Origin of the sequence: Streptomyces sp. SID5643, from assembly GCF_009872555.1 — a bacterium.
In the GTDB taxonomy this organism is placed as follows: Bacteria; Actinomycetota; Actinomycetes; order Streptomycetales; family Streptomycetaceae; genus Streptomyces; species Streptomyces iakyrus.
Genome location: NZ_WWIC01000112.1, coordinates 57,037 through 70,780, shown reverse-complemented (window position 1 = coordinate 70,780; position 13,744 = coordinate 57,037). Strand labels below are relative to the sequence as shown.

Annotated in this window: 16 protein-coding genes; 7 read left to right on the top strand and 9 right to left on the bottom strand. The window is 71.2% G+C overall.

Annotation, left to right across the window (positions count from 1 at the left end):
- Positions 1–130: 130 nt before the first annotated feature.
- Complete coding sequence (serB, locus tag GTY56_RS14805; RefSeq protein ID WP_161365820.1) at positions 131–1,357, top strand: phosphoserine phosphatase SerB; 1,227 nt, start codon at positions 131–133, stop codon at positions 1,355–1,357.
- 134 nt (positions 1,358–1,491) lie between these two features.
- On the opposite strand, the gene GTY56_RS14800 is transcribed toward serB, so the two are convergent.
- From GTY56_RS14800 to GTY56_RS14790, 4 genes are all read right to left on the bottom strand, one after another.
- Positions 1,492–2,010, bottom strand: a complete 519-nt coding sequence (locus tag GTY56_RS14800) for a SixA phosphatase family protein (protein ID WP_161365819.1) — start codon at positions 2,008–2,010, stop codon at positions 1,492–1,494.
- A 65-nt stretch (positions 2,011–2,075) separates the two neighbouring features.
- Positions 2,076–2,282: a hypothetical protein gene (locus tag GTY56_RS14795; protein WP_161365818.1), complete on the bottom strand. Its 207-nt coding sequence runs from the start codon at positions 2,280–2,282 to the stop codon at positions 2,076–2,078.
- 164 nt (positions 2,283–2,446) lie between these two features.
- The gene (locus tag GTY56_RS41150) at positions 2,447–2,563 is read right to left on the bottom strand and encodes an SGM_5486 family transporter-associated protein (protein ID WP_097215821.1); all 117 of its coding nucleotides are present in this window, start codon (positions 2,561–2,563) and stop codon (positions 2,447–2,449) included.
- 67 nt (positions 2,564–2,630) lie between these two features.
- Positions 2,631–3,980: a CynX/NimT family MFS transporter gene (locus tag GTY56_RS14790; protein ID WP_161365817.1), complete on the bottom strand. Its 1,350-nt coding sequence runs from the start codon at positions 3,978–3,980 to the stop codon at positions 2,631–2,633.
- Positions 3,981–4,050: 70 nt separating this feature from the next.
- On the opposite strand from GTY56_RS14790, the gene GTY56_RS14785 reads away from it, so the two are divergent.
- Positions 4,051–4,743 carry a FadR/GntR family transcriptional regulator gene (locus GTY56_RS14785; protein ID WP_161365816.1) on the top strand — a complete coding sequence of 231 codons (693 nt, stop codon included), beginning with the start codon at positions 4,051–4,053 and terminating at the stop codon, positions 4,741–4,743.
- Between the two features lie 15 nt (positions 4,744–4,758).
- On the opposite strand, the gene GTY56_RS14780 is transcribed toward GTY56_RS14785, so the two are convergent.
- From GTY56_RS14780 to fabG, 3 genes are all read right to left on the bottom strand, one after another.
- Positions 4,759–5,109 (bottom strand): hypothetical protein, encoded by a 351-nt coding sequence (locus GTY56_RS14780; protein ID WP_161365815.1) that lies wholly within the window; start codon positions 5,107–5,109, stop codon positions 4,759–4,761.
- Positions 5,110–5,270: 161 nt separating this feature from the next.
- Positions 5,271–6,038: an enoyl-ACP reductase FabI gene (gene fabI, locus GTY56_RS14775; protein ID WP_161365814.1), complete on the bottom strand. Its 768-nt coding sequence runs from the start codon at positions 6,036–6,038 to the stop codon at positions 5,271–5,273.
- A 5-nt stretch (positions 6,039–6,043) separates the two neighbouring features.
- Positions 6,044–6,748 carry a 3-oxoacyl-[acyl-carrier-protein] reductase gene (fabG, locus tag GTY56_RS14770; protein ID WP_161365813.1) on the bottom strand — a complete coding sequence of 235 codons (705 nt, stop codon included), beginning with the start codon at positions 6,746–6,748 and terminating at the stop codon, positions 6,044–6,046.
- A 270-nt stretch (positions 6,749–7,018) separates the two neighbouring features.
- Between fabG and GTY56_RS14765 the strand changes: the two genes are divergently transcribed.
- From GTY56_RS14765 to tyrS, 3 genes are read left to right on the top strand one after another with little or no spacing between them, the layout of a single operon-like run.
- Positions 7,019–8,542: a metallopeptidase TldD-related protein gene (locus tag GTY56_RS14765; protein WP_161365812.1), complete on the top strand. Its 1,524-nt coding sequence runs from the start codon at positions 7,019–7,021 to the stop codon at positions 8,540–8,542.
- Entirely contained in the window at positions 8,539–9,933 is a 1,395-nt protein-coding gene (locus GTY56_RS14760; RefSeq protein ID WP_161365811.1) for a metallopeptidase TldD-related protein, read from the top strand. Before GTY56_RS14765 ends, GTY56_RS14760 begins: the two co-directional genes overlap by 4 nt.
- 43 nt (positions 9,934–9,976) lie before the next feature.
- Positions 9,977–11,245 carry a tyrosine--tRNA ligase gene (tyrS, locus tag GTY56_RS14755; RefSeq protein WP_161365810.1) on the top strand — a complete coding sequence of 423 codons (1,269 nt, stop codon included), beginning with the start codon at positions 9,977–9,979 and terminating at the stop codon, positions 11,243–11,245.
- A 60-nt stretch (positions 11,246–11,305) separates the two neighbouring features.
- On the opposite strand, the gene GTY56_RS14750 is transcribed toward tyrS, so the two are convergent.
- On the bottom strand, positions 11,306–11,581 hold the full coding sequence (locus tag GTY56_RS14750) for a GlsB/YeaQ/YmgE family stress response membrane protein (protein WP_033310953.1): 276 nt from the start codon (positions 11,579–11,581) through the stop codon (positions 11,306–11,308).
- 244 nt (positions 11,582–11,825) lie between these two features.
- Here GTY56_RS14750 and GTY56_RS14745 point away from each other — a divergent pair, with 244 nt between their 5' ends.
- Both GTY56_RS14745 and GTY56_RS14740 read left to right on the top strand, forming a co-directional pair.
- On the top strand, positions 11,826–12,221 hold the full coding sequence (locus GTY56_RS14745) for a DUF3099 domain-containing protein (protein WP_161365809.1): 396 nt from the start codon (positions 11,826–11,828) through the stop codon (positions 12,219–12,221).
- A gap of 240 nt (positions 12,222–12,461) precedes the next feature.
- Entirely contained in the window at positions 12,462–12,674 is a 213-nt protein-coding gene (locus GTY56_RS14740) for a hypothetical protein (RefSeq protein ID WP_161365808.1), read from the top strand.
- A 4-nt stretch (positions 12,675–12,678) separates the two neighbouring features.
- On the opposite strand, the gene moaA is transcribed toward GTY56_RS14740, so the two are convergent.
- Complete coding sequence (gene moaA / locus GTY56_RS14735; RefSeq protein ID WP_346345495.1) at positions 12,679–13,668, bottom strand: GTP 3',8-cyclase MoaA; 990 nt, start codon at positions 13,666–13,668, stop codon at positions 12,679–12,681.
- Positions 13,669–13,744 lie beyond the last annotated feature (76 nt).

Here is a 13,744-nt window from a genome sequence, read left to right as displayed (position 1 = left end):
ACCGGCACCGGCACCGGCACCGGCACCGGCACGTAAGGTTCACGCCGCGCACGCGACATGCAGTGTTCGCTGTCCGCCAGACGGACCTCAGGGGCGGTATGCCCTGCCCGCCGGATACGGTGGAACCACCATGAGCGCTTCGCAGACCTCGTCTTCCGACGTCCCTGCCGACGTCCCCACCCTCCTTGTGAAGATCTTCGGCAAGGACAGGCCGGGCATCACCGCCGGTCTCTTCGACACCCTCGCCGCCTACTCCGTCGACGTCGTCGACATCGAGCAGGTCGTCACCCGCGGCCGGATGGTGCTCTGCGCGCTCGTGACCGAGCCGCCTCCCGGGCTGGAGGGAGATCTGCGGTCGACCGTCCACAGCTGGGCCGAGTCGATGAAGATGCAGGCGGAGATCATCTCCGGCCTGGGCGACAACCGCCCGCGCGGGCTGGGCCGGTCCCTGGTCACCGTGCTCGGGCACCCGCTCACCGCCGAGGCCACGGCCGCCATCGCCGCGCGGATCACGAAGACCGGCGGCAACATCGACCGTATCTTCCGGCTCGCCAAGTACCCCGTGACGGCCGTCGAGTTCGCCGTCTCCGGCGTGGAGACCGAACCGCTGCGCACCGCCCTGGTGACGGACGCGGCGCGGCTCGGCATCGACGTGGCGGTCGTCGCCGCCGGTCTGTACCGGCGCGCGCAGCGCCTGGTCGTCATGGACGTCGACTCGACGCTGATCCAGGACGAGGTCATCGAGCTGTTCGCCGCCCACGCCGGCTGCGAGGACAAGGTCGCCGAGGTGACGGCGGCCGCGATGCGCGGGGAGCTGGACTTCGAGCAGTCCCTGCACGCGCGCGTGGCGCTGCTGGAGGGGCTGGACGCCTCGGTCGTGGACAAGGTGCGCAGCGAGGTGCGGCTGACGCCGGGCGCCCGCACCCTGATCCGCACGCTGAAGCGGCTCGGCTATCAAGTCGGCGTCGTGTCGGGTGGCTTCACCCAGGTCACGGACGATCTGAAGGAGCGGCTCGGGCTGGACTTCGCCCACGCCAACACCCTGGAGATCGTCGACGGCAGGCTGACGGGCAAGGTCACCGGCGAGATCGTCGACCGCCCGGGCAAGGCACGGCTGCTGCGCCGGTTCGCCGCGGAGGCGGGAGTGCCGCTGTCGCAGACGGTGGCGATCGGTGACGGAGCCAACGATCTGGACATGCTGAACGCGGCCGGTCTCGGTGTCGCCTTCAACGCCAAGCCGGTGGTGCGCGAGGCCGCGCACGCCGCGGTGAACTTCCCCTTCCTGGACACGGTGCTGTATCTGCTGGGTGTCACGCGGGAAGAAGTCGAGGCGGCGGACATCCTCGACATCGGCTGACGACACGGCCTTCGGCCGACCGCCACGACGTCGGCCGACCGCCACCGCGTCGGCCGACCGCCACCGCGTCGGCGGAACCGACCAGAAGGGGCCCGGCGCCGCATCGGCGCCGGGCCCCTGTCACACGGGGGTCGTCACTCGGCGGGCGCCCAGTAGTCCCGCAGCGCGGCCACGCCCGGCTCCAGGCTCTTCCAGGTGCCGCCGAACGACAGCACGGCGAAGGCGGCGGCGGGGAAGCCGCGGCGGGTCATCCGCTCCCGGGCGTCCTCCTCGCCGGAGCCCGCCAGGACGTCGGCGAGGCCCTGGATGCCTGGGTTGTGCCCGATCATGAGGACGTTCTGCGCGTCGTCGGGGGTCTCGTTGAGCAGGGCGATCAGCTCGCCGGGCGAGGCCTCGTAGATCCGCTCCTCGTAGACGGTTTTCGGCCGCTGCGGGAACTCCTGGACGGCGAGCTTCCAGGTCTCCCGGGTGCGGACCGCGGTGGAGCACAGGGCCAGGTCGAAGGCGATACCGGTGTCGGTCAGCCTGCGCCCGGCCTCCGCCGCGTCCATGCGGCCCCGGTCGGCGAGCGGACGCTCATGATCCGTGACCTGTGGCCAGTCGGCTTTCGCATGGCGGAAGAGGACAATCCTGCGGGGTTCTGCGACGCTCATGAGATCCAGCTTCGCATGAAACACGCCACGGGGCGCAGGGAGTTGACCACCGGCTTCGGCCGTGATCAGCGGGCGAGCAGCTGGTGCACGCGCTCGAAGAGGTGGGTGATCGCCGGGTCGCCGGTGGCCGCATGGGCGTCGGACGGGTTGAGGATCAGGGCGAGCAGCGCGGTGAAGGCGAGCACGGGCAGGGCGAGAGCCCACCAGGGCAGCCGGCCGGCGGCACCGGCCCGGGTCGCCGGGTGGGGCCGGGTGTGCGTAGGGGCCGACATGGTGCCTCCGCTCTTCGAGTGGTCGGTGACCGTCTCGCGGTCACATACTCGAAGCTACGGAATCCTGGGCTGCCGCCCCATCCGGTGATCCACCCACTTGACCCTGACCCTCACCCCCTAGGGGACAGGGGGGCTAGCCCCACCATGGGCCGCGAGGGCTCCGGTCATGGCGAGGCGATGGTCGCGATGACGGCGATGACGATGAAGATCGCGAAGAAGGCGCCGAACACGAGCAGCATCTTCTTCTGACCGTGCTGGGGATTCGGGTCGAGCACTGGCATGGGGCAAGTGTCCCACCCCCTGCGACGAGCCGGCGCCCCGGGGTGACCCCCGGTCCCGGGGCGTTGCTCAGCGGGCCGCCTCGTCCTCCACCGTGCGGTCGCGTCCGGCCAGGAAGCCGACGGCCATCTGCGGGATCATCAGGGCGCTCATCAGCGCGATCGGGAGGCCCCAGCCGCCGCTGTGCTGGTAGAGGACGCCCACCAGGAGCGGTCCGGGGATGGAGATCAGGTAGCCGGTGCTCTGCGCGAACGCCGACAGCTGGGCCACGCCCGGGCCGGTCCTGGCCCGCATGCCGACCATGGTCAGGGCGAGCGGGAAGGCGCAGTTGGCGACGCCGAGCAGCACGGCCCAGGCCCAGGCTCCGGCGGCGGGCGCGAGGTACAGCCCGGCGTAGCCGGCGAGGCCGCAGACGCCCAGGGCCAGCACGATCGGCCCCTGGTGGGGCAGCCGGGCGGCCAGGCGGGGTATGACGAAGGCCAGGGGCACGCCCATCACCATGGTGACCGCCAGGAGCAGCCCCGCGGTACCGGCGGGGACACCGGCGTCCCGGAAGATCTGCGCCATCCAGCCCATGGTGATGTAGGCGGCGGTGGCCTGGAGGCCGAAGAAGACGGCCAGGGCCCAGGCGGTGCGGCTGCGGGCCATGCGCAGCCGGGGCGCCTGCACGCGCGCGTGCTCCGCGGAAGCGGACGCAGGCGCCGGGCCCGGCGTCTGCGTCTTCCCTGCGGCCTCCTCCTGAGCCCCGGGCGGTGTGGCGCGTCCCCGGACGAAGGGCAGCCACGGCAGGACGGCCGCCACGGCGAGCCCCGCCCACAGGGCCAGGCCGGTCTGCCAGCTGCCGCCGAGGGTGTCGGCCAGGGGGACGGTGACCGCCGCCGCGAGGGCCGTGCCGAGGGCGAGGGCCATCGAGTACAGGCCGGTCATGGAACCCACGCGGTCGGGAAACCAGTGCTTGACGATGACCGGCATCAGGACGTTGCTGACGGCGATGCCCATCAGGGCGAGGGCGCTGCCGGCCAGGAAGCCGGCCGTGCCGCCGGCGTAGGGACGGACGAGCAGGCCGGTGGCGATCGCGGCCATGCCGGCGCACACCACGGCACCCGCCCCGAAGCGGCGGGCGAGCCGCGGTGCCATGACGCCGAAGACGGCGAAGCACAGCGGCGGCACGGAGGTGAGCAGCCCGGCGACGCTGCCGCTCATGCCGAGCCCGTCGCGGACCTCCTCCAGGAGCGCTCCGAGGCTGGTGATGGCGGGGCGGAGGTTGAGCGCGGACAGCGCGATGCCGAGGACGAGCAGCCGCATCGTCCACGCGCGCGGGGAGGTGCCGCCCGGTTTCCCGGCGTCGTGCGCGGCCGCGCTGCGTACGGTCGGGGGCGTCATCGTCCGGGTTTCCTCACTAGCCATGAGGCCCATCATAGAATCATGGGATGATTGACTGTCCACTCCTCCGCTGCCCTGCGGCACCCCGGTCGTGCGAAGGTGAGCCATGCCCTTGAGCCATCCCCGCCGTTCGGCGCTCTCCGAGCAGGTCATCGCCGCCCTGCGGGCCCAGATCACCTCCGGCGAGTGGCCGGTCGGCTCCCGCATCCCGACCGAGCCGGAACTGGTCGAGCAACTGGGCGTCGCCCGCAACACGGTCCGTGAGGCCGTCCGCGCCCTGTCGCACAACGGCCTGCTGGACATCCGCCAGGGCTCCGGCACCTACGTCGTGGCGACGAGCGAGCTGGCCGGCGTGATGCAGCGGCGGTTCGCCGAGGCCGACCCGCGGCACATCGCCGAGCTGCGCTCCACGCTGGAGTCGGCCGCCGCCCGGCTGGCCGCCGAGCGGCGCACGGAGAAGGACCTGAAGCAGCTGGACGCGCTGCTCCTGCGGCGGGAGGAGGCCTGGGAGTCGGGCGACAAGGAGGCGTTCGTGACCGCGGACGCGACGTTCCACCTGGCCGTGGTGTCCGCCTCCCACAACGACGTCATGACGGCCATGTACGCGGACCTGGGCGAGGTGCTGCGGGACTGGCTGCGCGAGGACGTCGGCGAGAAGCTGACGCCGGAGACCTACATGGACCACGGGCGGCTGCTCGAAACGATCCGCGCGGGCGAGGCGGACGAGGCCGCGGCGGAGGCCGCCCGCTACCCGTTCCTGTGCCGGCTGGGCGGCGTCACCTCCCCCACCGGTGCCTGACACCGCCCGCCGGGCTCAGCTCTCCCGCCGGTGACTGATCCACACGTCGCCGACCTCTTTCCAACACCGCCCCGTCAGCCGCACGGTCTGCGCGGGTCCGGCCTCGACCGGTGAGCTGTCGGTGTCGATGTCCCACCAGCGGGCGCACTCGACGTGCAGGCTCACCCGGTCGGTCTCCGGGTAAGGGTTGTGGCAGTACGCGGTCACCGTGGAGCCGGTCACGCGGATCCGGCACGCGGCGCCGAAGGGATCGGCGGACTCCCGCTCGTCGGCGGGCACGCGCGCGTGGGGCACCGCCTCGTACGCCGGGGTCAGCACGAGCGCGACGGCGAGGGACACTGAGGCCGTTCGGCGGGACAAGCGCACAAGGGGACCTCCTCGGCCGTGCTGGGGAGGGGCTCGGGTCGTGAACGCGTACTCCAGAGTGCCCAGTTGCGGGCCTCCCCCGCCCGGCCGGCTGAGCCGAACGGGTGACGCCCCGCTCTCCGCGCGGTGCGGGGAACGGGGCGTCGAGGACGTACGGGAGATCAGGCTCCGATGGCGTGCAGACCGCCGTCGACGTGGATGATCTCGCCCGTGGTCTTGGGGAACCAGTCGCTCAGCAGGGCGACGACACCGCGGCCGGCCGGCTCGGGGTCCTTCAGGTCCCACTCCAGCGGGGAGCGGGAGTCCCACACGGAGGCGAGCTCGCTGAAGCCCGGGATGGACTTGGCGGCCATGGAGCCGAGCGGACCGGCCGAGACCAGGTTGCAGCGGATGTTCTGCTTGCCCAGGTCGCGGGCCATGTAGCGGCTGGTCGCCTCCAGGGCGGCCTTGGCCGGGCCCATCCAGTCGTACTGCGGCCAGGCGAACTGCGCGTCGAAGGTCAGCCCGACGACGGAGCCGCCGTTCTGCATCAGCGGCAGGCAGGCCATGGTGAGCGACTTCAGGGAGTACGCCGAGACGTGCATGGCGGTGGCGACCGACTCGAACGGCGTGTTGAGGAAGTTGCCGCCGAGGGCGTCCTGCGGGGCGAAGCCGATGGAGTGGACGACGCCGTCGAGGCCGCCGAGCTCCTCGCCGACGATGTCGGCAAGCCGGCCGAGGTGCTCGTCGTTGGTCACGTCGAGCTCGATGACCTTGACGGGGTTGGGCAGCTTCTTGGCGATGCGCTCGGTCAGCGTGGGCCGCGGGAACGCCGTGAGGATGATCTCCGCGCCCTGCTCCTGGGCCAGCTTGGCGGTGTGGAAGGCGATGGAGGACTCCGTCAGCACACCGGTGATCAGGACGCGCTTGCCCTCGAGAATTCCGCTCATGGTGATCAGTGACCCATTCCCAGTCCGCCGTCAACCGGAATGACGGCTCCAGTGATGTACGAGGCGTCGTCCGAGGCGAGGAACCGCACGGCCGCGGCGACCTCCTCCGGCTGCGCGTACCGGCCGAGCGGCACCTGCTTGACGATGCCTTCGCGCTGCTCGTCGGTGAGCACCTTGGTCATGTCGGTGTCGACGAAGCCGGGCGCGACGACGTTGAAGGTGATGTTGCGCGAGCCCAGCTCCCGGGCGAGGGAACGCGCGAAGCCGACCAGCGCGGCCTTGGAGGCGGCGTAGTTCGCCTGGCCGGGACCGCCGTACAGCCCGACGACCGACGAGATGAGCACCACGCGGCCCTTCTTGGCGCGCAGCATGCCGCGGTTGGCGCGCTTGACCACGCGGAAGGTGCCGGTGAGGTTGGTGTCGACGACCGAGGTGAAGTCCTCCTCGGACATCCGCATCAGGAGCTGGTCCTTGGTGATGCCGGCGTTGGCGACGAGGATCTCGACGGGCCCGTGGGCCTCCTCGATCTCCTTGTAGGCCTGCTCCACCTGCTCGGTGTCGGTGATGTCGCACTTGACGGCCAGGAAGCCTGCCGGCGGCTCACCCGAGCGGTACGTGATGGCGACCTTGTCGCCGGCATCGGCGAAAGCGCGGGCGATGGCGAGGCCGATGCCCCGGTTGCCTCCGGTGACGAGAACCGAGCGGCTCAACGGATCACCCTTTCGATAGCGGTCTGGTATCCGCCCCGGTGCCTGGACGACAGGCGGTGATGACAGGCGGCTTCCTCGAAAACCTATCGGTCCGGGCACGCCCGCGGACAATCGGGCACCGACAGTGGCGTACGGGACTCACTGTCGGGTCCCTACAGAAACCCGCCGGCCCGGCTCCGGAAACTCATGGCCCGCGCGCGGGATGGACGACATGATCGGATCAGTCACGACGTACGGCAACCACGGTCACCTCGACAGAAAGAGACGGCGGTGCCTCATACCATCGACGAGGCCTTCACGGCCCTCCCCCTACGCGCCCTCGCCGACGCGGCCCTCGCACGCGCGCGTGCGCTGGGCGCCGAGCACGCGGACTTCCGGTTCGAGCGGGTGCGGGGCGCGTCCTGGCGGTTCCGGGACGCCAAGCCCGCCGGGTCGTCGGACACCACCGACCTCGGGTACGCGGTGCGGGTGGTGCACGGCGGTACGTGGGGCTTCGCGTCCGGCGTCGACCTCACCATGGACGCCGCCGCCCGGGTCGCCGGGCAGGCGGTGGCGATGGCCAGGCTTTCCGCCCAGGTGATCAAGGCGGCCGGCTCGGACGAGCGTGTGGAACTGGCCGGCGAGCCGGTGCATGCCGAGAAGACGTGGATCTCGTCGTACGAGATCGACCCCTTCTCCGTGCCCGACGAGGAGAAGGCCGGGCTGATCGCGGAGTGGAGCGCGCGGCTGCTGGCGGCCGACGGGGTCGACCACGTCGACGCCTCGCTGCTCACCGTCCACGAGAACAAGTTCTACGCGGACACCGCCGGGACGGTGACCACGCAGCAGCGGGTGCGGCTGCACCCGGTGTTCAACGCGGTGTCGGTGGACGAGTCGAGCGGCGAGTTCGATTCGATGCGCACGCTGGCGCCACCCGTGGGGCGCGGCTGGGAGTACCTGCGGGGCACCGGCTGGGACTGGGAGGACGAGCTGGAGCGGATCCCGGAGCTGCTCGCCGAGAAGATGCGCGCTCCCAGCGTCCAGGCCGGCCTGTACGACCTGGTCGTCGACCCGTCCAACCTGTGGCTGACCATCCACGAGTCCATCGGGCACGCCACGGAACTGGACCGGGCGCTCGGCTACGAGGCCGCCTACGCCGGCACCTCGTTCGCGACGTTCGACCAGCTGGGCAAGCTGCGCTACGGCTCCGAGCTGATGAACGTCACCGGCGACCGCACCGCCGAGCACGGCCTGGCCACCATCGGCTACGACGACGAGGGCGTCGAGGGCCAGTCCTGGGACCTGGTCAAGGACGGCACGCTCGTCGGCTACCAGCTGGACCGGCGGATCGCGAAGCTCACCGGCTTCGAGCGGTCCAACGGCTGCGCCTACGCCGACTCCCCCGGGCACGTGCCCGTGCAGCGCATGGCCAACGTGTCGCTGCGGCCGGACCCGGCCGGGATGTCGACCGAGGATCTGATCGGGAGCGTGGAGCGGGGCATCTACGTGGTCGGCGACCGGTCCTGGTCGATCGACATGCAGCGCTACAACTTCCAGTTCACCGGGCAGCGCTTCTACCGCATCGAGAACGGGCGGCTGGCCGGACAGCTGCGGGACGTGGCCTACCAGGCGACGACGACCGACTTCTGGGGCTCCATGGCCGCCGTGGGCGGGCCGCAGACCTACGTCCTGGGCGGCGCCTTCAACTGCGGCAAGGCCCAGCCGGGCCAGGTCGCGGCCGTCTCCCACGGTTGCCCCTCGGCCCTCTTCAAGGGCGTCAACATTCTGAACACGACCCAGGAGGCCGGTCGATGAGCGCGCGTTCCAGCAAGCCGCACGAGGTCGTCGAGCGCGCCCTCGAACTGTCCCGGGCGGACGGCTGTGTCGTCATCGCCGACGAGCGGTCCACCGCGAACCTGCGCTGGGCCGGCAACGCGCTCACCACGAACGGAGTCACGCGCGGGCGCACGCTCACCGTGGTCGCCACGGTCGACGGCAAGGAGGGCACGGCCTCCGGGGTCGTGTCACGGTCCGCGGTGACCCCCGACGAGCTGGAGCCCCTGGTGCGGGCCGCCGAGGCCGCCGCGCGCGGCGCCGGGCCCGCCGAGGACGCGCAGCCGCTGGTCACGGGTGTGGAGCGGTCGCCGGAGTTCACCGAGGCGCCCGCCGAGACCTCGTCCGCGGTGTTCGCCGACTTCGCCCCGGCGCTCGGCGAGGCCTTCGCACGCGCGCGTGCGGGCGGCCGGGAGCTGTACGGCTTCGCCAACCACGAGATGGTGTCGTCGTACGTCGGCACGTCCACGGGGCTGCGGCTGCGTCACGACCAGCCGGTCGGGACGCTGGAGCTGAACGCCAAGTCCCCCGACCGGACCCGGTCCGCCTGGGCCGGGCGCTCCACGCGGGACTTCAAGGACGTCGATCCGGCGGCCCTGGACGCGGAGCTGGCGGTGCGCCTGGGCTGGGCCGAGCGGCGCGTGGAGCTGCCGGCCGGGCGCTACGAGACGCTGCTGCCGCCGACGGCCGTGGCGGACCTGCTGATCTACCAGATGTGGTCGGCGTCGGGCCGGGACGCGGTCGAGGGCCGCACGGTGTTCTCCAAGCCGGGCGGCGGCACCCGGGTCGGCGAGAAGCTGACCGATCTGCCGCTGACCCTGCGCAGCGACCCGAACGAGCCCGGCCTGGAGTCGGCGCCGTTCGTGATCGCGCACTCCTCCGGGGGCGACCAGTCGGTGTTCGACAACGGGCTCCCGCTCACGGCCACGGAGTGGATGCGCGAGGGCGAGCTGCGGCATCTGACGACCAGCCGCCACAGCGCGGGGCTGACCGGTCTGCCCGTGGCGCCGGGGATCGACAACATCGTCCTGAACGGGGGCGAGGACCGGTCCCTGGAGGAGATGGTCGCGAACACCGGGCGCGGGCTGCTGCTGACCTGCCTGTGGTACATCCGCGAGGTCGACCCGGCGTCGCTGCTGCTCACCGGTCTGACCCGGGACGGCGTCTACCTGGTCGAGAACGGCGAGGTGACGGGCGAGGTGAACAACTTCCGGTTCAACGAGTCGCCGGTCGGGGTGCTCGGCCGGGCCACGGAGGCGGGGCGGACCGAGAAGACGTTGCCCAGGGAGTGGAGCGACTGGTTCACCAGGGCCGCGATGCCGGCTCTGCGGGTGCCGGATTTCAATATGAGCTCTGTCAGCCAGGGCGTATAACCTCGTACCTGATGACGAGCCCATTCAAGGAGATGCGAGAACCGTGACGGACATCGTCGACGAGCTGAAGTGGCGCGGGCTGTTCGCCCTGTCCACTGACGAGGACGCTTTGCGCAAGGCGCTCGCGGACGGTCCCGTCACGTTCTATTGCGGCTTCGACCCGACGGCGCCGTCGCTGCACGTGGGGCACCTGGTGCAGGTGCTCACCGTGCGCCGGCTCCAGCAGGCCGGTCACCGGCCGCTGGCGCTGGTCGGCGGGGCCACGGGCCTGATCGGCGATCCGCGCCCGACCGCGGAGCGCACGCTGAACGACCCGGAGACGGTCACCGGCTGGGTCGACAGGCTGCGCGCCCAGATCGAGCCGTTCCTGGACTTCGAGGGCGAGAACGCGGCCGTCATGGTCAACAACCTCGACTGGACGGAGAACCTCTCCGCGATCGAGTTCCTCCGGGACATCGGCAAGCACTTCCGCGTCAACAAGATGCTGACGAAGGACTCGGTGGCCCGGCGCCTGGAGTCCTCCGAGGGCATCAGCTACACGGAGTTCAGCTACCAGCTGCTCCAGGGCATGGACTTCCTCCAGCTCTACCGCCGCTACGGCTGCACGCTCCAGCAGGGCGGCAGCGACCAGTGGGGCAACCTCACGGCGGGCCTGGACCTGATCCACCGCCTGGAGCCGGACGCGACCGCGCACGCTCTGGCGACGCCGCTGATGACCAAGGCGGACGGCACCAAGTTCGGCAAGACCGAGGGCGGCGCCGTCTGGCTCGACCCGGAGATGACGACGCCGTACGCGTTCTACCAGTTCTGGCTGAACGTGGACGACCGGGACATCTCCCGGTACATGCGCATCCTGTCCTTCCGTTCCCGCGCGGAGCTGGAGGAGCTGGAGCGGCAGACCGAGGAGCGTCCGCAGGCCCGGGCGGCGCAGCGCGCGCTGGCCGAGGAGCTGACGACGCTGGTGCACGGCGCCGGTCAGACGGCCGCCGTGATCGCCGCGTCCAAGGCCCTCTTCGGGCAGGGCGAGCTGGCGGAGCTCGACGAGAGGACGCTGGCCGCGGCCCTGTCGGAGGTGCCGCACGTCCAGGTCGCCGAGCTCGGCCCGGCCGTGGACCTGTTCGCCGAGGTCGGCCTGGTGGCCAGCAAGTCGGCCGCGCGCCGCACGGTCAAGGAGGGCGGCGCCTACGTGAACAACGTCAAGGTCGTCGGCGAGGACGCCGTCCCCGCCAAGGAGGACCTGCTGCACGGCCGCTGGCTGGTACTGCGCCGGGGCAAGAAGAACCTGGCGGCGGTCGAGGTCACGGGCGCCTGAGAGCGCGGGAAAAAGGGGCGGTCTCCGGTGCCGGAGGCCGCCCCTTCGCCGTGCACCCCGTCATGCCCTGCGTTTGTCTCCCCTGGCCGCCGTCCAGGCCCGGTCGCCGAGACCGACGAGGATGAGCGCGGCCACCAGCTGGAAGACGTGCCGCCACCAGTCGATCCCCGATGTGGCGTCGACACCGGCAGCCCGCGCTATGGCATTGCCGGCGATACCGCCGATCATGCCCAGGATCACGGTCAACCACAGCGGAATATGTTGTTTGCCCGGAATGATCGCCTTGGCGAGCAGACCTAGTACCAGTCCTACGATGATCGCCCACAACCAGCCCATCGCTGCCTCCTCGTACGGCTCGACGTGAGCACTACGGCCAGTGTCGGCCCAGGTGCCGTACGCCGCATGCCGACGCGGGCCGTACGTGCTCCGGCGCAGGCCGTCCGTCCGGCCGGTGCGCCACCCGGTCTCGTGACCGGCGCAACCGCGGCGTAACGTGGGAGCTGTCCCGGCCAGGTCCCCCGGCCGGCCGAGGGCGGCTACGGGGCGGGGAGAGTCCGATACGGGCGGATGGTGGAATGCGATGCGGAAGCAGCACGGTGGCGGCAACGCCCAGGTTTTCCGGATCACCGGCGCCCGGACCGGGCTCCAGGAGGACGTACGCGGGCGGCAGCGCCGCTACGTGATCTCGATGACGGTCCGCACGATCTCGGTGATCCTCGCGGCCACGTTGTGGAACGTCGAACGGCACGTGGCCATCGTGGCGTTGGTGCTCGGGCTGGTGCTGCCGTACGTCGCCGTGGTGATCGCGAACGCCGGGCGCGAGAACGCGCCGTCTCTGCCGTCGACGTTCGTGGCGCCGCCGGTGCGTCCGATGATCTCGCCGTCGGCTCCGGGTGACGGGCCGGCGGAACCCGGCGCGGAAGACGCCGTGTCCGAGCCGGTGCCGGGTGGGCGGGGCGAGACGCCCGAGCGGTAGGGACGCCGGGGAGAGATCACCGGTGATCGGGGAGGGAAGTCATCTTCCTGCCAAGCTCAAGAAAAGCTCAGATCAATCATGTTGTTCCAGTGCCGGGCCCGGGGTGATGCGTGACATACTTCGTACGCGCTCCGCATCCCCCGTCGGAGCGACGGACCGACGCCGGGCAGCTCCCCCCGTGGCTGCTCGGCGTCGCCTTTTTCTGTGGACCTTGTGGACCTTCTTCTGTGAGACGAAGCTGTGAGTGACGAGACGCCCATCTGTTCCGCGAAGGGCTGCCGGGCCGAGGCCGTGTGGGTCCTGGCGTGGAACAACCCGAAGATCCACACGCCGGAGCGGCGCAAGACGTGGCTGGCCTGTGAGGAGCACCGCGAGCACTTGTCGCAGTTCCTCGGGGTGCGGGGGTTCCTGAAGGACGTGGTCCTGCTCAAGGAGTGGGAAGAGACCCGCTAGGCCGTCAGCCGCCGATCGCCGACATGGGCCGGTCGGGCTGCACGAACGTCGGGTCGTCCAGGCCCGCTCCCGCCTTCTTGCCCCACATCGCCAGGCGCCAGATACGGGCGATCTCCTCGTCGGGGGCACCGGAGCGCAGGGCGGCGCGCAGGTCGGTCTCCTCCCGGGCGAACAGACAGGTGCGGACCTGGCCGTCGGCGGTGAGGCGGGTGCGGTCGCAGGCCGAGCAGAACGGGCGGGTGACGGAGGCGATGACGCCGACCACATGCGGTCCGCCGTCCACCAGCCAGCGCTCCGCCGGGGCCGAGCCCCGCTTCTCCTCGCCCTCCGCGATCAGTTCGAAGCGGGTCCGCAGGGAGGCCAGGATGTCCCCGGCGGTGATCATGCCGTCGCGCTTCCAGCCGTGCTGGGCGTCCAGCGGCATCTGCTCGATGAAGCGCAGCTCGTAGTCGTGCTCCACGGCCCAGGCCAGGAGGTCCGGCGCCTCGTCGTCGTTGAGGCCCGGCATCAGGACCGAGTTGACCTTGACCGGGGTCAGGCCCGCGTCCCGGGCCGCGTACAGGCCCTCGATGACGTCCTTGTGGCGGTCGCGGCGCGTGAGGGTCTTGAAGACCTCCGGGCGCAGGGTGTCCAGGGAGACGTTGACCCGGTCCAGGCCCGCCGCCTTGAGGGCCGCCGCCGTGCGCTTGAGGCCGATGCCGTTGGTGGTCAGCGACATCTGGGGGCGCGGGTCCAGGGCGGCGACGCGCTCGACCATGCCGACCAGGCCCGGGCGCAGCAGCGGCTCGCCGCCGGTGAAGCGCACTTCCTCGATGCCGAGGGAGGTGACGGCGATGTCGATCAGGCGGACGATCTCGTCGTCCGTGAGCAGGTCCGGCTTGGCCAGCCACTGCAGGCCCTCCTCGGGCATGCAGTACGTACAGCGCAGATTGCACCGGTCGGTCAGCGAGACCCTCAGGTCGGTGGCCACCCGGCCGTAGGTGTCGATGAGCACGTGGGCCCCCTCCCTCGTCGCGGATCGTGCGTGCGGCACTGTTTTCTCCGACACCCGCGAGCCTACGTGACACCAC